The sequence below is a fragment of the Alicyclobacillus dauci genome (assembly GCF_026651605.1).
Classification (GTDB): domain Bacteria; phylum Bacillota; class Bacilli; order Alicyclobacillales; family Alicyclobacillaceae; genus Alicyclobacillus; species Alicyclobacillus dauci.
In genome coordinates, this window is the sequence record NZ_CP104064.1 from 4,614,918 (window position 1) to 4,632,428 (window position 17,511).

Below are 17,511 nucleotides of genomic sequence, written 5' to 3' on the forward strand. Positions count from 1 at the left end.
TTATACACAACAGAAGAATTCAAAACCATGCGCAAGAAGAATTAGACATTAAATCGGAAGTGCATAACGTCGCCATCTGCCACGACATAGTCTTTGCCTTCCAGACGAACCTTTCCATGTTCGCGAGCAACGTTGTAGCTGCCTGCTTGAATGAGATCTTCATAGCCTACCACTTCTGCACGGATAAAGCCCCGCTCGAAGTCACTGTGAATGACTCCAGCGGCCTGCGGCGCTTTCGTTCCAGCACGAATGGTCCACGCGCGAACTTCTGGTTCCCCCGCCGTGAAGTACGTACGCAGACCCAGCAATTCGTACGCGCTGCGAATGAGTTTGTCGAGACCTGCTTCAGAGAGACCGAGATCGGCTAGGAAAGCGTCTCTGTCCTCGCCTTCCAATTCTGCGATCTCGGCTTCGAGTTGAGCACTGACGACAACCACTTGAGCGTTCTCAGTCGCTGCCCTCTCACGAACCGCTTGAACGTGTGGATTTGCCGAACTGTCTGCCGCTTCGTCTTCACCGACATTTGCGACATAAAGAATCGGCTTAGTCGTGAGCAGGTGGAGGTCCTTGAGAACCTGTTGCTCATCATCCGACAGTTCAACACTGCGACCAGGCTTGCCCTCTTCCATGACTGCAGCAAGCCGCTCCAGTGCATCTGCCTCGACTTTATATTTCTTGTCCCCGCTCTTCATGTTCTTCTTGGCTCTGTCCAAGCGTTTTTGAACGGATTCCAGATCCGCCAAAATTAGTTCAAGTTCAATTGTCTCAATGTCGCGCAGTGGATCCACGGAGCCCGACACGTGCGTGATATCCCCATTTTCAAAACAACGCACGACGTGCACGATGGCGTCGACTTCGCGAATGTGACCCAAGAAGCGATTGCCGAGGCCCTCGCCTTGGCTAGCGCCCTTGACAAGTCCTGCGATGTCGACAAATTCGAACGCAGTTGGGACAATCTTTTTCGGGTGAACGATTTCGGCAAGTTTTCCCAATCGAGCATCGGGTACCTCAACGACACCGACGTTTGGATCGATCGTACAAAACGGATAATTAGCTGCTTCTGCCCCAGCCTTTGTGATAGCATTAAATAGGGTCGATTTTCCGACGTTTGGTAAACCTACAATTCCAGCCTGTAATGGCATATTGACACCTCACTACGCACCTTGCAGGATAAGTATAGATGGGACAAACGCGGACGACAACGCAACTTTGTATGCCTTGCCAGCGTATTGTATGTGTAGAGTCCAACTTGCATATGCAACGCTCACACCAATGACCCTGGCGCTCTGGATAAATTTATGCCGCATAGGAACACTAACCCAAACGGGAGGTGAGTGTAATGCTTCGTCGTCTTTTACGTCGTTTAAAGGTACGCAAGCTGAATCCAAAAGCTTTAGCGATTCAGCCTGAGGAAGCTCGCTTGCGCCGGAAGTCGAAGCCAAACTTCATGGCCTCGTAATCAACTCATAAAATGGGGCCCGCGTCAAACGGGCTCCTTTCTTTATATCGCAGCTCTGTCGCCACGTAAACGTCACGAGTGGAAATAGTGTTAACACCTGCCATATAGCGTACCCGAACAGGCGCCCAACAGAGAACTCCTAGTATCTTGTTTGCTGACAGAGAAACAAAATCATGCGAACGAGGGAACAAGAGTCCGTTCTTTACCGACCCGGGCTCCGGGCCCCGCTCCCCGCATGTCACTCCATTTTTGAAGAAGCCTCAGGAGATGTGGCTTCCACATCGCACGCACAATCGTATTGCGCCGTCTGCTGGCCGAAGTCTGCCCTTCGAGCATCCGTGAAACTATTGATGGTCACGCCTTGTCCCCACCAACCCGACTCGAGCTTCACCGTGTACGGGTGGCCACCGGTGACAATGTTGGCCGTGCAGACAACACTTGCTTTCGCATTGAAAACACGGACCGTTCCACCCTGTACAATCCCTTTTTCGCGCGCTACTTGATCAGACAATTCAACAACCGGTACGTCGATCTCCGATGCCACGGCTTCCCGCTGTGAATTCTCGTGCTTCCGCGGGTGGATCGTGAGCAATGTATACGGATATTGTTCATTGCCGTGGCCTGCAACCGGCGGAATATATGTCGCTACTGGACTATGACCGTCTTGGCCGGCAATTTCTGATGCAAACTCGAATTTCCCGCTTGGTGTCATAAACGATCCGTCCGCCCACGGTACATCCTCAATGGGCAACCGCATAAACCCGTTCGATCGCAATGTTGTCAGCGCGTGGTCATCTTCCAACATGGGCGACAGGATTCGTTCCAACCAGGTCGAGACATCCCCCTCCATCATATCCGGTCTGCCCATTGCTTCGGCGAGATCGCGGAAGATTTGCCACTCCGGCTTCGCCTCACCGCGTGGAGGCACCACTGGGCGAATGTACGAGACATATGCGTGCCACATCGTCGTGAACGTCACGTCCTCTTCTTCCATGACATTCGTACACGGTAAAAAATAGTCGGCCATTTCCGCGGTTTTCGTCATAAACGTATCGATCACGACTTTACACGGAATCTGCCCATACGCCCGCTTCAACAGTTCTGTATCTGGTACTTGCGTGAGCGGATTTGTACGAGTGACGAACATCATCCGAATGGGCGGATTCGATGCGAGTATCTCCTCGGCCTGTGTCCCGCGAAAGAACTCGCGCACATCCGCCGCCCGACGCCCCGTCAAGCTATCTTCATCAAAAAAGGATGCCATACCGCGCTGCGCGTAGTTCACGCCTCCCCCTGGCACGCCGACATTCCCTGTAGCGGCAGCCAATGCGTCAATCGCCCGAATGGCGTTGCCACCGCCCGCGTATCTCTGCATCCCGAGGCCGAGCAGGGTCGTCACAGGTCCCATCCTCCCATAAGCATCGGCAAGGCGTTCGATATCCGTTGCCGGGACGTCTGTTGTGGATGAAACAAAATCAAGCGTGTACGTATCCAGCGTTGCCGCCAACTGGTCCCAACCAATCGAACGATCTGTCAAAAAGGTCTCGCTCACATAACCCTTGTCCCGACAAACACGGAGTACACCCAAGGCCAAAATGGCATCCGTCCCCGGTCTCGGCACGACGCAAAAATCGGCGCGACGTGCAATATCTGTGGGTAACGGATTGACGACGACCAGCTTCGCGCCCCGAGCCTGAGACTGTTTAATAAATGGCATCATATGCACGTTCGTCGTCGCCACATTGCGGCCCCAGACCACAATGACTTGGCTATGGCGCACCATATCATCTGGCGCATGACTGCGAGCTTGACCAAAATCGTAGCGCTGTGCCTCGAGACCTGCTTCCCAACACAAACTGCCGACTGTTTCCGTGCATCCGCCGAGCTGATAGAAAAACCTCTGGTTGAGACTTTTGAGCACGGCGCCGGAGCCCCAGTCAAATGCATGCAAAATGGCGTGATGCCCGTCGCTTGACAGCGTCTCTTGAATCTCTGCGGCAATTTCGCGAATCGCCCTCTCCCAGGAGATTTGAACCCACTCACCGGCCACTTTCTTCATCGGGTGCAGGATCCTCTTGTCACTGTCCCGACGTTCCCCCAATCGACGTCCCCGGTTACACAGAGCCCCGCGTGTGATAGGATGGTCAGGGTTGCCATCCAATCTGATTATCTTGCCATCCTCCACCGTCGCGATCACGCTGCAACCGTCGTAGCAGTCAAGTGGACAGGCCGTTTTGATCTTCATGATTGTCCCTTCTCTCACTTGGAACAAGAACTTTGCGAATCAGCCGATCAAATCGTGCTCTGGGAATCAGCACACTGTGCCCGCACTTCTGGCACTTAATGCGAATATCCATGCCAAGCCGGATAACTTGCCACTGATTCTCACCACATGCGTGCGGCTTTTTCATTCGCACGATGTCATTCAACTGATATTCGACTGACGACACTTCTTGCACCCCCGTCCATCAAGATTTTATAAATCCCCCATGCCGTGACTGACATCTTAGCTGTGAGCACTATCTGATACACGAGTCTGCAACCAAACCGTTTGCTGTGGAAATGGAATTTCAATTCCGGCCGCATCAAACGCTTCCTTAATCCTTTGCTGAGCCTTGCGTTGAACGGCGAATTGCGTCGTTGGAGCACATTCAGCTGTTGCCCGAATCAACACATCGGAGTCACGAAGAGCTTGTACGCCGAGAACAGACACGACCCCAACAATGTTCTCTTCTTCTCCCTGCAACTCATGCATGACGTGTTCGATGGTAGCCATGGCTTGTTTCAGATTTGCACCATAAGCAACACCAATGTCGATGACCGCCATGGAGTTCGTACGCGAAAAGTTCCGAACCGTCGTGATTTGGCCATTCGGGATCACCTCTACCTCACCCGTCCAGGCTTGAACGCGCGTCAAGCGTACCCCAATGAAAATGACCGTCCCAGTAAAATTGTTGATTTGTACCGTATCGCCAACACCATACTGGTCTTCAAACAGAATAAACAGCCCTGTCAGAATGTCTTTGATGATACTTTGTGCACCAAAGCCCACAGCCAGCCCAACAATCCCAGCACCGGCTAACAGTGCAGCAATATTCACGTGAAAAGTCGACAGAATCTCAACGATGAGAAGAAAATAGACAGTATATCGAATCACGTTATCAAACAGCGATTCTAGCGTATCTTTGCGACGCTTGTCCATGCGGACTCTCTGCATGTTAAACAATCTAGCCACGATGCGCTTTGCTATGTTTATGATAATCCTCGCCAAAATTAAAAAGATGACGACTTTTACAATGTCCCAGATAATCACTTCAGCATTTGGCATGTTTTTAATAAAGTCAGCTTTTACGACGTCCCAGAAATGACCCATTCGTGTTCCTCCTCCGTAGCATTACGACCATGATAGCATGGTCCACAGAGGGGAAAGAAACTGGACAATATGTTCCAGTACGGCGAAAATGATAGATTCGTTCACGACATAGGCCATATTGTGGGCCAAGGAAACCCATGACAAGTTCGCTAAAAACCAAATCGTCGACCAGGCTACCGCGACGCCACAAGCCAATCCCGCGAGGTTGGCCAGAACTCGGTCTCCACGACCGGAAACGACACCTTCGTCGTCCCAAAAGACTTGCATGAGATATTCGATGACCATGAACAACATAAAAATGGCCCACGTCATGAGTACCGTAAGCATACCCTGTAATATGTGGAGTGCAATCCACTTCGGTTCCCCAGACAAACCGATGAAAGCCGGCACAGGGGGCATGACAAGTCCTGTCATGCCCACCGGATGTGTGGCGGCCTGAATTCTGTCTGTCAACCATTCGAATGTGCTTCCGCTCTCCATAAACCGCCTGGCGAACCAAGGAGAAATATGCGTGGCTACAAACAAGGACGTCAACATCGCTGCGACGTAAAGAAGGGCCCGCTCAGCCGTTCTCGCTCGTACCCAAACCCACACCCAAAACACTTCACCCAACAGAATCACATCTATCAAGTTTGTCTCCCCTTTTTTCGTCGCGATCACCGGACAGGTATAGTTGATGCTACGCCTACGTATACTGGGAATATTCCGTCGTAGGGGGATATCCCGTTGAAAAATAGCAAAACGGACACAACAGTAGTTCCAGCGGGAGGGCTCATTGGGAGAGTCTCGTTTGATGAAGAGGGCGCAGCTCGCAAACTTGAATCACTCTTGGACGTTGGACTCGGTCACATCCAGCAATCGCAAGTGCTCATCGTGTGTGTTGGTACGGATCGATCCACTGGTGATGCATTCGGACCTATCATTGGGTCCCGGTTGAAAGAGATGCCGCGAATCCCTGGAGTCGATGTTTTAGGTACGCTGGACGAGCCAGTACACGCGGTCAACCTAGTGTACACACTTGAGAGCATTAAGGAACGGTATCGAACACCACCGTTCATCATTGCACTCGATGCGTGCCTTGGTAAGTTCGATCACGTCGGACAGATTTCAGTTGAAAATGGTCCACTCCGTCCAGGGGCTGGTGTGAAAAAGAGCTTGCCGGAGTTTGGGGATTTGACATTGACGGGCATCGTTAATGTGAGTGGATTTATGGAGTACTTCGTTTTGCAAAACACAAGACTGAGTATCGTCATGCGAATGTGCGAAACCGTCGTGAACGCTTTGAGAGGCAGTTTGCATAAGCATCACTTTCGACAGACCATGCGAATGGGCATTTAAAAAGCGGAGACAAATTCATCTCCGCTTTACCCTTAGCTCATGGACTTAACTTCGTATGGATGATTTCCTTTGCGGAGCGAGGCTTTAATAACTGCTTTTTCTTCCGTGGTTAAGAGATAGTTGGAATCTCCTTTGTTAACAGGTTTGCCGTACGTGACAGAATCATCTCGCCCATAGATAGACGTCAGCACAACTCCGTCTCCTTCTTCATCGAGCAGGGCGACGGAGTAACTCAGGTCACTACCCACTTCCGCGAAGGCATTGTACCGCTGAATTTGGGGTGTTGAGACCTTTCTCTTCATCTCGTCTTCAAGTTGCTGCAAAGCCTGTTCCGTCTCCATGACTTGATGGCGAATGGAGGCAACAGCCTGTTTGGTGCTCGCAAACACTTCCTCGAGATCTGCTGTCGTGCTGATGTCTTTCCACTGTTGCAAACGTCTTTTCATGCGGCGATTGCCAGACACGGCAACAATGGCGAGGATGAGACAGATGATGGATAGAACCGCCGAGGCTACGGCTATGTACAAAGTATAGTGGGCTAACGTTTGAAAAATCATCGAGCCATTTCGTCCTTTCCCGCAACAATCCTCGTGACTAGTATAGCGTCAAACCGGCAGAGAACATCCGCCAAATTTTACTGTTTGAAAAGTGTTCATGAAAATACATGAAACCAATGAACAAAATGCGGCTGTAAGGCCTTAATAACAGGTGCAATGACGATGGCGGGCAATAAATTCGCCACATGAATTTTGTTCAATCCGTACATGTTAAAACCAATGGCAACTATCATCAGTCCGCCCGTTGCCGTAATGCACGAAATCACTGCAGCATCGTTCAAAACACTGCCAGCCATGTGGGATACCAACGCAATGGTACCTTGATACAGGAACACAGGGATTGCTGCGAGGCCAACGCCAAAACCTAAAGTCGTGGAGAAAACAATGGCCGAAAACATATCCAAAATGGATTTAGCAAAAAGTGTTTTGTGTGAACCGTCGAGTCCATCTTGAATGGCTCCAACAATCGCCATGGAGCCGATACAAAAGAGGAGACTGGCGGAGACAAAACCTTCCGCTATTGGTCCTTTGTATACCCGTTGCAGGCGACGTTCAATCCACTTTCCAAACCGCAAGAGTCCATCATCGATGTTCACCCATTCGCCAATTACAGCACCGATGACGATACTGATGATGATGATCAAGATATCCGAACCATCTCCGAGTGCCATGCTTACACCAATCAGCATGACGCACATGGCCAACCCTTTCATGACGGTATCTTTCATTCGGTCCGGGATTCTCGGTAGGGCCAACCCAATCAGCGTACCGAAGAGAATGGCGACCGAATTAACGATTGTCCCCAAAAGAAACATCATTACACCATCCTACTGAATGTTGGACAACATCAAATGCATGATACGTTCGAGATCTTCTTCCGAAAAATATTCAATTTCGATCCGACCGCGTTTCTTTCCGTGTTGAATTCGCACGGATGTACCTAAATATTGCTGAACCTGTTCCTCATAGCGACGATAGGACGAGGGAAGCACTTTCGTTTGTGTTTCACGTGAAACAGTCCTTTTCGGTTCGTAAATGACCGTCTCCAACTTACGAACACTCCACTCCTCTTCAACTGTTTGATTGGCAAGGAGAATTTGTCGTTCTTTATCCTCTACGGAAAGCAAGGCACGAGCATGCCCCATGGTCAATGTTCCACGTGAAACCATGTCGCGGATCGCCACCGGAAGGTTCAAGAGGCGTAGCATATTCGCGACATGACTGCGACTTTGTCCTACTCTCTGCGCTAATTCATCCTGAGTGAGCTCACATTTTTCGATCAAATTTGCATATGCATCTGCAACTTCGATCGGGTTTAAATCTTCCCGCTGCAGATTCTCAATGAGCGCAATCTCCATTAACTTAACGTCAGTCAGGTCGCGAACGACCGCTGGCACGACTTGTAGTCCAGCAAGCTTCGCAGCACGATAACGACGCTCTCCTGCAACGATATCGAACCCACGCACTTCACTTTTACGCACAATGAGGGGCTGAATGACGCCGTGTTCCCGAATCGATTGAGAGAGTTCATGGAGTTTTTCCTCATTGAACACACGGCGTGGTTGATAAGGATTGGGGCGCAAATCACGTACATCGACCGATACGACAAAATCGTTATCTGACACATTCAACTGTGGGATGAGTGCATCCAGACCACGTCCAAGACCACGTTTACTCAAGTCCCATCACTTCCTTGGCTAATTCCATATAGGATTCCGCCCCGCGTGACTTTGGATCATAGTGGATAATGGGTTGACCATGACTCGGAGCCTCACTCAATCGGACGTTTCGTGGAATGATTGTCTGATACACCTTGTCGCGGAAGAACTTCTTTACGTCTTCAATAACCTGTAAACCAAGGTTTGTACGTGCATCAAGCATCGTCAAAACAACACCTTCCACTTCGAGAGAGGTGTTCAAATGTTTCTGTACCAATCGGATCGTATTCAGCAGTTGGCTCAATCCCTCGAGTGCATAGTACTCACATTGAATTGGGATAAGCACCGAATCAGCGGCTGTCAGCGCGTTGACAGTAAGCAATCCAAGGGACGGCGGGCAATCGATGACAATATAGTCGTATTGCGAACGCATCGTCTGTACTGCGCGGCGTAGTCGAACTTCACGCGAAATGGTTGGAACCAGTTCAATTTCCGCACCCGCAAGTTGAATCGTCGCAGGCAGTAAGGATAGGTTGTCCAACCCGGACGGCATGACGGCTTCCGACATGGACACGTCGTTAATGATCACGTCATATACGCAGTATTTCACATCAGCTTTGTTGATTCCTACTCCAGATGTGGTGTTTCCCTGTGGATCTATATCAATAAGAAGCACCCGCTTATCCAGCGTTGCCAAACACGCACCGAGGTTGACTGCAGTTGTCGTCTTTCCCACGCCACCTTTTTGGTTCGCTATGGCGATTACTCGGGCGTTGGACACGGACAGTCCTCCTTAACTAAAACATGGCGTCCTTAAAAGGCTATTCTCCATTGTACTTCAAATGGGGAAGCAGTGGGTAAAAGAATTCGTCGGTTTTGCACAATCTTTTCGACAAGCTCTCAAACAAAAAAAGCGACCCCTGGCCGCTTCATATAGGAGGTAATAATCTGAATGACGCTAAGAGTTCGATGGGATATTCTGTTTTGGAACTTTGATAGTAAATTGATAAAACTCTTCTTCGTCGGCCTCTTCGTACACAACCTGAAGCCCGGTACTCTCTATCATCTCAAGCGATTGTCGAATGGTATTGACGGCGAGCCGCACGTCCTTCGACAAACCTTTTCGTCTCGCGCGACCCCGTTTTTGACCGTCTTGTTCCATACCGGTCAGTTTCGCCTTGACGCGCTCTTCCATTTGTTTGACGTTCCATCCTTTGTCGACGCACTCGTGGAGCAACTCAATTTGGAGTTCTTCAGAAGAAATGGCCAACAAGGCACGAGCATGGCGCTCCGTGATGGATTTGGTCAACAATGCATTCTGGACAGCTTCTGGCAGATTTAGCAGACGCAACTTGTTGGCTATGGTCGATTGCCCTTTACCCAGCCGCTGCGCCAAGCTTTCCTGAGTGAGGCCATGCAACTCAAGAAGCTGCTGGTACGCAACGGCTTCCTCGATCGGCGTCAGCCCTTCACGCTGCAAATTTTCAATGAGCGCCGCAGAAGCTGTCTGCGCATCATTCATCTCACGAACGATAGCCGGAATAGTTGTCCAACCAAGATGCCGCACAGCCCGAAGGCGGCGCTCACCTGCAATCAATTCATACTCTCGGTCTTTCTTACGAACGACGATCGGCTGGATGACCCCATGTGTATGAATGGTCTTTGCAAGCTCTTCAATAGCCTCTTGGTTAAATATAGTCCGTGGTTGATATGGGTTCGATACAATTTCATTCACGGGTATCTCCACAACTTGAGCCTGTGTACTGTTGTTGGGATTTCCGGAATCGCGCAGATTAATAAACCGTCCCCACGCTTCTTTCATTCTTACCCCTCAATTCTCCACTGAACGAACGGATCTCGACACTGTTCTCTCGATTTCACCACGAACACCCCTATTTCCTTCATGGTGACAAACGTTTTCAAGAAATTACATAATTATGTCGTGATCGACAAGACTCGACAGCTTATATAGGTATCTGTAGCCCCCGCATAGGAAGGGGATTCAGGTCGGATTTCAGTTTCAAATCTACAGCGGCTTTCGTTGAGGAACCCCCGCTTTGCGTGGATATGTTTCCGGAACAGGCGCCGACTGCTCAAATACAACAATGGTTCGCGAACCCATTGATTTTGGCAGCAAATATGTATGAGCATCCATCAACTTAGCCCGAAGCTTTGCCGCAGCACGTTCTCCATCTTTCCGTTCATCGTCGAATCCAGGACCCTTGTAAGAAAACCCACGGCCACCGGGACGCAAAAACGGACACATCAATTCCATGAGAATATTTAACCGCGCGACCGCGCGGGAGACAACTATATCGAATTGCCCCCGGTATGCGGGATTGCGCGCGAGATCTTCAGACCGGGCATGCACGAAGGTTACATTTTGCAAGCCAAGCTCATCTTTCACGGCCTGTAAAAACGTGATTCGCTTCTGCAGTGCGTCACAGAGAACAAATTCCATGTTAGATTCGACGATTGCAAGCGGGATTCCTGGAAAGCCGGCACCCGTACCCACGTCAATAACCCGGGTGCCCGTCTTCGCGACTTCCTGCCACTGCGACACAGTGAGGACGGCGAGGCTGTCGTAAAAGTGCTTCACGTAAACCTCTTCCTCTTCTGTGATGGCCGTTAAGTTCATCCGTTCGTTCCAATCCACGAGCAAGGAGCGATAACGATCTAATTGAAGAAGCTGTTCCTCTGTGAGTACCCGTGGCCATTGTATGTCAACCATTCGCTACCTTCCCTCGCCAAGCCTCCATGTACACCAACAGAATAGAGATGTCGGAGGGTGTCACACCCGCTACACGCGAGGCCTGACCCACCGTGCGCGGACGAATTTTCGTCAGCTTCTCACGAGCCTCCATGGCTAGGCCGGATATCTGGTAAAAATCGAGATCCTCCGGAATCAGCTTATGCTCAAGCCGTTTCTGTCTGTCGATAACCTGTTCCTGCTTTTGGATATATCCAGCATACTTAGTCTGAATTTCTACTTGTTCGACGACCTCTGCATCCAACTCGACTCCGCCCGTCGGATCCAACTCAGTAACTTGCGCATACGTGAGCTCCGGTCGACGCAAAAGTTGCTCCAACGTGATGCCGTCTTCCACCGGTTTCGATCCGAACTCTGTGAGCTTCGGATTCGCCATACTCGGCTTGACCCGCGTTCTGCGAAGCCGTCCGATTTCCGCTTCGATCCCGGCACGCTTTTTCATGACTCGATCATACATCGCCCGCGGCAACAATCCAATGTCGTAGCCCGTCTCCATCAGGCGCAAATCCGCATTGTCGTGCCGGAGCAAAAGGCGGTATTCCGCACGAGACGTGAGAAGGCGATATGGTTCGTTGGTGCCTTTCGTGACGAGATCGTCAATCATGACGCCGATATACGCATCCGATCGCGCCAGAACCACAGGCTCCTGCCCCTGCACTTTCCGGGCTGCGTTGATACCCGCCATGATACCTTGGCCGGCTGCCTCTTCGTATCCAGATGTACCGTTGATTTGCCCAGCTGTGAACAACCCTGAGACAAGCTTCGACTCCAGACTGGGCCACAACTGCGTTGGTACGATAGCATCATACTCAATGGCATAGCCAGGGCGGAGCATTTCCGCGTTCTCCAAGCCAGGAATCGTATGAAGCAACGCCAATTGGACATCTTCCGGCAAACTGGTGGAAAGCCCCTGAACGTACCATTCAGACGTGTTCGGTCCTTCCGGTTCCAGGAAGATCTGATGGTTCGGCCGATCCCGGAAGCGAACCACTTTATCCTCGATAGACGGACAATAGCGCGGACCCGTTCCCTTGATTTCACCGGAGAACATGGGCGCTCTATCTAGGTTCTCCAAAATAATCGAGTGACCATCCTCAGTCGTGCTCGTCAACCAGCACGGTACTTGATCGCGTGGTTGTGTGTCGGGATCGAACGAGAAGTGCTTGGGCACAGGATCGCCAGGCTGAGCAATGAGCTTGCTGAAGTCGATGCTATTGCGATTAATTCGCGGCGGCGTCCCCGTCTTAAAGCGAACGAGCGTAAAACCAAGCTCAAGCAAGCTATCAGAGAGCTTAATGGACGGCATTTGGCCGTTCGGCCCACCTTCGTACGACACGTCTCCGATGAAGATCCGACCGCGCAAATACGTACCCGTTGTCAACACGACGGCCCGTGTGTGGAACTCCTGGCCACTTTTCGTAACAACTCCGGTCACGCTGCCGTTTTCTGTCAGCAGTTCCTCAACCATCGCTTGCTTGACATCGAGATTCTCCTGTCGCTCCAGTGTCCATTTCATGTTCAATGCGTAATACGCTTTGTCAGCTTGCGCCCGGAGCGCCTGGACAGCTGGACCTTTTCCAGTATTGAGCATGCGCATTTGGATATACGTCGCATCCGTGTTGCGACCCATTTGCCCGCCGAGTGCATCGATTTCACGAACGACGATCCCTTTTGCAGGGCCGCCAATGGAAGGATTACATGGCATATAGGCGATGGTGTCCAAGTTAATTGTCAGAAGCAAAGTCTTACAACCCATGCGAGCGGACGCAAGCGCTGCTTCACAGCCCGCGTGACCCGCACCAATGACAATGACGTCGTACTGTCCCGCAAAAAACCGCATTAAAATTCACCCCACTTGCATGATTTTCTATTTTCCAAGGCAGAACCGCGAGAAGATCTCGTCCAGCAAATCCTCGCCGGTTTCCTCGCCGATAACTAACCCTAATTCTTCATAAGTCGACTGCAAAGCAACTGCAATTAGGTCTAGTGTAGCACCCGCATCGGCTGCGTCCATAGCGTTGATAAGATCCGTTCTTGCCACTTCTAGTAAATTCTTTTGCCGGGCGTTTGTCATATACGTACTGTCGCGTTCAATGGATACGTCCGCCTGAATTACCCGGGCAATGTTGTTCTCCAATTCCGTAATGTACATTTCTTCCTTCGCGGAAATTTGCACAACGGCAGCTGCCGAATAATTGGAAAGCCATGTTTCGAAGGCGGGATCGATCCCTTTGTCTACTTTATTCACAACAAAAATCCGCCTCACGGCTTTGGTGTCTTCAATCATTGCATCGTCCTCCGCCGTTGGCGGCACGCTTCCGTCGAGAACGACCAACACAAGTTCTGCGTCCTCAATGGACTGGCGCGACTTGTCCACGCCAATTCGCTCAACGATATCTTCCGTCTCCCGAATTCCCGCTGTATCCACAAGCTTGAGAGGAATTCCGTGCACGTTAACGTACTCTTCAAGAACATCTCGAGTCGTACCGGGGATGTCCGTGACAATCGCCCGATCACTGCGCAACATCGCATTCAGGAGCGACGACTTACCGACATTCGGCCGACCAACAATCGCCGTGGCAATGCCGTCTCGCAAAATCCGTCCAACGTTCGCACTGGCGATCAGTTTATCTATTCGCTGCAGCAAGCTGGCACCCGTCTCCAATACCTGTCGACAAGCGACGTCCTCGACATCGTGCTCGGGATAATCGATGGTTACCTCTACATGAGCCTGCAAAGCGATGAGCTCCTTGCGCATGGCGCGGATTTCGTCACGAAATCGACCCTTCACCTGTTGCAAAGCTACTTTCCCAGCGAAATCTGTCTTCGCTCGAATGAGATCCATGACGGCTTCCGCTTGGGAGAGATCGATGCGACCATTGAGAAACGCTCGCTTTGTAAACTCACCTGGCTCAGCCATCCGAGCACCGGCTGCCAGAACGGCTTCGAGCACGTTTTGAACTAACTGCACTCCGCCATGCACCTGTAATTCCACAACATCCTCGGCCGTATAACTGTGGGGGCCCGGCATCCACAAAATCAACCCTTCGTCAATGACATCGCTCGACGCAGGGTGAACGACTTGTCCGTATATCACCTTCCGGTCACCTTCAAAGTGCACTGACTTGCCACTCTTCGTCCGAACAATTCTCTCACAGACCTGTGCAGCGCTCGGTCCGCTGACGCGGACAACGCTGATGCTCGCCTCACCTAGTGCCGTAGCAATGGCCGTAATGGTGTCAAAATCCATTGCTGTACCTCCTTTCTTACGTTGTTCCTTTCTGCGTCGCTGTACAAAAAGACAACCCTCCTCCGGTAGAGAAGGGCTTGTTCGATGTTGTTTTGACTTACAGCTATCCCATCAAGCCCCGCACAGGGACGTGACATACACACAATACCCAAACTCAAGACGTCCGATAACTTTGTCGTTTGGGTGCGATTTTCACCTTGCGGTAAGGGTCTTGTCCTTCGCTCAACGTCGTGATATCCACTCTCGACTGCAAATACGAATGAACCCATTTCCGATCCGCTGCCGACATGGCATCCAACGTCACGGCTCGCCCAGTCCGTACTGCTCTGTCCGCAGCTTGATCTGCCACGCGCCGCAAATTTTCTCTCCGTCGTTTGCGATAGTCTCCTGCATCAAGTGAGAACTTTACAAAACCCTCATATTCGCGGTTGGAGACGATGTTCACCAAGTATTGAAGCGAATCCAGAGTCGATCCATGGCGACCAATCACTATCGGCAATACATCGTCACTGCAGTGAATGTTGACGAGAAATTCCGCATCGGTTTCTGTGTCACGTTCAATCGATGCTTCTGCTCGTACACCCATCCGCTCCAGAACTTTCTCGGTAAAATCCTTTGCCATTTCTTGAGGCGTCTGCTGAACAATCACTTCTACTTCAGCATCTTTTCCACCAAAAAAGCCAAACAGACCTTTAACCGGCTCCGAGATCACACGCACCTGCGCCTGCGATCTCGGTACGCCTAACCTGACGAGTGCTGATGTGACCGCTTCTTCCACGCTTCGACCCGTAACCACTAATCGCTTCATCTGGTCTCTCCTTCAGTCGCGATGACCTATTCGTCGCTGCGACCGTCCGACGACGGGTTGTCCTGTTCCTTCTCTGGTGTGGTCGCCGATGGTGAATTTGTCTTCGGTTTCGTCGACTTCGGTTTCGCAGACTTGGTTCCTTGCGTTTTCTTGTTTGAAGAACTGTTCTTGTTTGAAGAGCTGGCTAGCTTCTTTTGACTCTCGCTCCCATTCCCAGACCGGGGTGACTTTCCTGATGCCCCCGAGCGAACGGGACGTGCTCCAGCCGTTGCCGCACCATCTGCTGGCGGCGTCGCTTTACGCGTCATAAATACATACGTTTGCAATGCCGTGAACACGTTCGTGTAAACCCAGTACAGTACCAAACCGGCAGGCAAGCGCGCTCCGATGAAAATGATAAATAGCGGCATGATAAACAAAATCGCCCGCTGCTGTGATGGCTGGTTTTTCATGCTCAGCCACGATGACCAGAACGTTGTAATACCGGCTACAACAGGCAGAATGTAGTGCGGGTCATGACTCCCAAGTGGGAAAATGCCGAGAAACGTGCTTTCGTGCAGACCCATATTACCCATGATCGCGCCGTACAGTGCGTAAAGAACGGGCAGCTGAATCACCATCGGCAAACAACCTGCAGCTGGATTGGTCCCCGCCTCTTGATACAGCCGCATCGTTTCTTGCTGAATCTTTTGGTTGTCACCCTTGTACTTCGAACGGATTTTCTGCATTTCCGGCTGTAATTCCATCATCATTTTTTGATAACGGAGTTGTCGGATAAACAGAGGCAAAATAATCAAGCGCACGATGATGGTGACGACTAGAATTGCAAGACCGTAACTGCCTCCGAACAGATGCGCGAAGTAATCAATAACGTCTGAAATGACTTTGAGAATGGAACCCCAAAAATTAGGCGGCCAATGACCTGGCTTCGATGGATACATACCACAGCCGGTCAGCGCAACAACCAGCACTGAACTTAAAAGCCACGTCCATCTTCGTCTCGTACGTTTTGACTCCAAAACTGTAATCCCCCTACTTCAGTTGCGGTACCTCATCGACCCCGCCAGGGTGCCAAGGACCACATTTCGCCAACCTCTTCACTGTCAGCCATCCACCCTTCATTGCCCCAAACCTCGTGATGGACAATAGTGCGTATTCCGAGCACGTCGGTACAAAACGACAACTAGGGGGTTTTAATGGAGACACGTATCTTTGGTAGAAGCGGATGAGCAAAAGCAGCAAAATCCGCACGATACCTTTCACCTCGTCCAATCATAACACGACTTTAGCCTTCTGCAGGAGTTTCATAACATCCCGCAACAATTCATCATAAGAAGCCAGAGCCGCATCTTTTCGGCACACAACAACAATATCTATATGCTTGTCCACTAACATCGGCAAGAGCGATTGAAACACGGCACGCAGTAACCGCTTAACCCGGTTGCGAACAACCGCATTGCCAACCTTCTTGCTGATGGAAAATCCCACGCGAAAAGAACCTAGACGATTGTCGCAATAATACAATACCAATCGCCCAGTCGCAAACGACTTTCCGCGTCGAAACACACGTCGAAAATCGCGGTTGTCTTTTAATCGGTATTCACTTTGCAAAACACAGTCGCCCTCTTCCGCGAAAAACCAACAAAATTCATCAAAAAAGGCCACGAAACGTGGCCTTACGCTGATAAAACTTTACGCCCGCGCCCGCGGCGCGCTTTAAGTACCCGACGACCATTTTTTGTCGCCATGCGTTGGCGAAATCCGTGGTTCTTTTTCCGTTTACGTACATTCGGTTGATAGGTCGGTTTCATCAGGACACCTCCCTTTTAGACAGACGCACCAAAGAATAACCGATTTTTTTCTATATGTCAAACTGATCATTTTTCTGATCATTTTTAAACAATCCACATGTGGACAACTTTCTCAGGTGAATTTCTCTCTCCCCCTGTTTTGACAATTATCCACACACTTAGACACATTTCCACATGTGGATACATTCCATTTTGGCCATGATGTTTCTTCTGTGGATAGTTAAATCGACATTGCTCGACTTGCTGATTTTCTGGTAAGATAGTCGTCGCAATCATCCACAACGACTGTGTATATCATTATCATATCCACAAGTTTATCCACACGCTGTGGATAACGTTTCCCACATATCCTGCACATGTGTATTCTCCAGCTAAAAACTATCCACAACGCGGGTGCGGGAGTGGTTTACGTCACGTTATCATGTGATTTTCCCAGGCTATGCAACGTCGTCTCTTACGCTTTTTCATTTAGGAGGGCCAGCAGTTC

Annotated in this window: 19 protein-coding genes; 1 reads left to right on the forward strand and 18 read right to left on the reverse strand. The window is 50.5% G+C overall.

Annotated elements, in window-relative coordinates; all coding sequences use genetic code 11:
- Nucleotides 1-41 precede the first annotated feature (41 nt).
- From ychF to NZD86_RS23015, 5 genes are all read right to left on the reverse strand, one after another.
- Nucleotides 42-1,142 (reverse strand): redox-regulated ATPase YchF, encoded by a 1,101-nt coding sequence (gene ychF, locus NZD86_RS22995; RefSeq protein WP_268044419.1) that lies wholly within the window; start codon nucleotides 1,140-1,142, stop codon nucleotides 42-44.
- A 555-nt stretch (nucleotides 1,143-1,697) separates the two neighbouring features.
- Entirely contained in the window at nucleotides 1,698-3,704 is a 2,007-nt protein-coding gene (locus NZD86_RS23000) for a molybdopterin-dependent oxidoreductase (protein WP_268044420.1), read from the reverse strand.
- The gene (locus NZD86_RS23005) at nucleotides 3,676-3,909 is read right to left on the reverse strand and encodes a DUF951 domain-containing protein (protein WP_268044421.1); all 234 of its coding nucleotides are present in this window, start codon (nucleotides 3,907-3,909) and stop codon (nucleotides 3,676-3,678) included. Before NZD86_RS23005 ends, NZD86_RS23000 begins: the two co-directional genes overlap by 29 nt.
- A gap of 56 nt (nucleotides 3,910-3,965) precedes the next feature.
- Complete coding sequence (locus NZD86_RS23010) at nucleotides 3,966-4,832, reverse strand: mechanosensitive ion channel family protein (protein WP_268044422.1); 867 nt, start codon at nucleotides 4,830-4,832, stop codon at nucleotides 3,966-3,968.
- A 21-nt stretch (nucleotides 4,833-4,853) separates the two neighbouring features.
- A complete protein-coding gene (locus NZD86_RS23015; protein WP_268044423.1) occupies nucleotides 4,854-5,462 on the reverse strand; it encodes a hypothetical protein in 609 nt (202 codons plus the stop codon).
- Between the two features lie 96 nt (nucleotides 5,463-5,558).
- Between NZD86_RS23015 and yyaC the strand changes: the two genes are divergently transcribed.
- Complete coding sequence (yyaC, locus tag NZD86_RS23020) at nucleotides 5,559-6,170, forward strand: spore protease YyaC (protein ID WP_268044424.1); 612 nt, start codon at nucleotides 5,559-5,561, stop codon at nucleotides 6,168-6,170.
- A gap of 32 nt (nucleotides 6,171-6,202) precedes the next feature.
- On the opposite strand, the gene NZD86_RS23025 is transcribed toward yyaC, so the two are convergent.
- The 13 genes from NZD86_RS23025 to rpmH form a co-directional block, all read right to left on the reverse strand.
- On the reverse strand, nucleotides 6,203-6,727 hold the full coding sequence (locus NZD86_RS23025) for a DUF4446 family protein (RefSeq protein ID WP_268044425.1): 525 nt from the start codon (nucleotides 6,725-6,727) through the stop codon (nucleotides 6,203-6,205).
- Nucleotides 6,728-6,822: 95 nt separating this feature from the next.
- Nucleotides 6,823-7,545, reverse strand: a complete 723-nt coding sequence (locus tag NZD86_RS23030; protein WP_326492620.1) for a DUF554 domain-containing protein — start codon at nucleotides 7,543-7,545, stop codon at nucleotides 6,823-6,825.
- A 9-nt stretch (nucleotides 7,546-7,554) separates the two neighbouring features.
- On the reverse strand, nucleotides 7,555-8,406 hold the full coding sequence (locus tag NZD86_RS23035) for a ParB/RepB/Spo0J family partition protein (RefSeq protein ID WP_268044426.1): 852 nt from the start codon (nucleotides 8,404-8,406) through the stop codon (nucleotides 7,555-7,557).
- A complete protein-coding gene (locus NZD86_RS23040; protein ID WP_268044427.1) occupies nucleotides 8,399-9,166 on the reverse strand; it encodes a ParA family protein in 768 nt (255 codons plus the stop codon). The genes NZD86_RS23035 and NZD86_RS23040 overlap by 8 nt, the downstream gene beginning before the upstream one ends.
- Nucleotides 9,167-9,343: 177 nt before the next feature.
- On the reverse strand, nucleotides 9,344-10,207 hold the full coding sequence (noc, locus tag NZD86_RS23045; RefSeq protein WP_268044429.1) for a nucleoid occlusion protein: 864 nt from the start codon (nucleotides 10,205-10,207) through the stop codon (nucleotides 9,344-9,346).
- 204 nt (nucleotides 10,208-10,411) lie between these two features.
- On the reverse strand, nucleotides 10,412-11,116 hold the full coding sequence (gene rsmG, locus NZD86_RS23050) for a 16S rRNA (guanine(527)-N(7))-methyltransferase RsmG (protein WP_268044430.1): 705 nt from the start codon (nucleotides 11,114-11,116) through the stop codon (nucleotides 10,412-10,414).
- Entirely contained in the window at nucleotides 11,109-12,995 is a 1,887-nt protein-coding gene (gene mnmG / locus NZD86_RS23055) for a tRNA uridine-5-carboxymethylaminomethyl(34) synthesis enzyme MnmG (protein ID WP_268044431.1), read from the reverse strand. Before mnmG ends, rsmG begins: the two co-directional genes overlap by 8 nt.
- 27 nt (nucleotides 12,996-13,022) lie before the next feature.
- Nucleotides 13,023-14,405 (reverse strand): tRNA uridine-5-carboxymethylaminomethyl(34) synthesis GTPase MnmE, encoded by a 1,383-nt coding sequence (gene mnmE / locus NZD86_RS23060; RefSeq protein WP_268044432.1) that lies wholly within the window; start codon nucleotides 14,403-14,405, stop codon nucleotides 13,023-13,025.
- Between the two features lie 154 nt (nucleotides 14,406-14,559).
- A complete protein-coding gene (gene jag / locus NZD86_RS23065; protein WP_268044433.1) occupies nucleotides 14,560-15,213 on the reverse strand; it encodes an RNA-binding cell elongation regulator Jag/EloR in 654 nt (217 codons plus the stop codon).
- A gap of 26 nt (nucleotides 15,214-15,239) precedes the next feature.
- On the reverse strand, nucleotides 15,240-16,232 hold the full coding sequence (locus NZD86_RS23070; RefSeq protein WP_268044434.1) for a YidC/Oxa1 family membrane protein insertase: 993 nt from the start codon (nucleotides 16,230-16,232) through the stop codon (nucleotides 15,240-15,242).
- A gap of 13 nt (nucleotides 16,233-16,245) precedes the next feature.
- Entirely contained in the window at nucleotides 16,246-16,464 is a 219-nt protein-coding gene (yidD, locus tag NZD86_RS23075) for a membrane protein insertion efficiency factor YidD (RefSeq protein WP_268044435.1), read from the reverse strand.
- Nucleotides 16,465-16,485: 21 nt separating this feature from the next.
- A complete protein-coding gene (rnpA, locus tag NZD86_RS23080) occupies nucleotides 16,486-16,878 on the reverse strand; it encodes a ribonuclease P protein component (protein WP_268044436.1) in 393 nt (130 codons plus the stop codon).
- Between the two features lie 11 nt (nucleotides 16,879-16,889).
- Nucleotides 16,890-17,024 carry a 50S ribosomal protein L34 gene (rpmH, locus tag NZD86_RS23085; protein WP_268044437.1) on the reverse strand — a complete coding sequence of 45 codons (135 nt, stop codon included), beginning with the start codon at nucleotides 17,022-17,024 and terminating at the stop codon, nucleotides 16,890-16,892.
- Between the last annotated feature and the right edge of the window lie 487 nt (nucleotides 17,025-17,511).

Bases quoted from the DNA above. Each gene is read 5' to 3' on its own strand.
- NZD86_RS23025 (WP_268044425.1), bottom strand. From the start codon at position 6,727: ATGATTTTTCAAACGTTAGCCCACTATACTTTGTACATAGCCGTAGCC.
- ychF (WP_268044419.1), bottom strand. From the start codon at position 1,142: ATGCCATTACAGGCTGGAATTGTAGGTTTACCAAACGTCGGAAAATCG.
- NZD86_RS23010 (WP_268044422.1), bottom strand. From the start codon at position 4,832: ATGGGTCATTTCTGGGACGTCGTAAAAGCTGACTTTATTAAAAACATG.
- noc (WP_268044429.1), bottom strand. From the start codon at position 10,207: ATGAAAGAAGCGTGGGGACGGTTTATTAATCTGCGCGATTCCGGAAAT.
- rsmG (WP_268044430.1), bottom strand. From the start codon at position 11,116: ATGGTTGACATACAATGGCCACGGGTACTCACAGAGGAACAGCTTCTT.
- mnmG (WP_268044431.1), bottom strand. From the start codon at position 12,995: ATGCGGTTTTTTGCGGGACAGTACGACGTCATTGTCATTGGTGCGGGT.
- rpmH (WP_268044437.1), bottom strand. From the start codon at position 17,024: ATGAAACCGACCTATCAACCGAATGTACGTAAACGGAAAAAGAACCAC.
- NZD86_RS23000 (WP_268044420.1), bottom strand. From the start codon at position 3,704: ATGAAGATCAAAACGGCCTGTCCACTTGACTGCTACGACGGTTGCAGC.
- NZD86_RS23030 (WP_326492620.1), bottom strand. From the start codon at position 7,545: ATGATGTTTCTTTTGGGGACAATCGTTAATTCGGTCGCCATTCTCTTC.
- mnmE (WP_268044432.1), bottom strand. From the start codon at position 14,405: ATGGATTTTGACACCATTACGGCCATTGCTACGGCACTAGGTGAGGCG.
- jag (WP_268044433.1), bottom strand. From the start codon at position 15,213: ATGAAGCGATTAGTGGTTACGGGTCGAAGCGTGGAAGAAGCGGTCACA.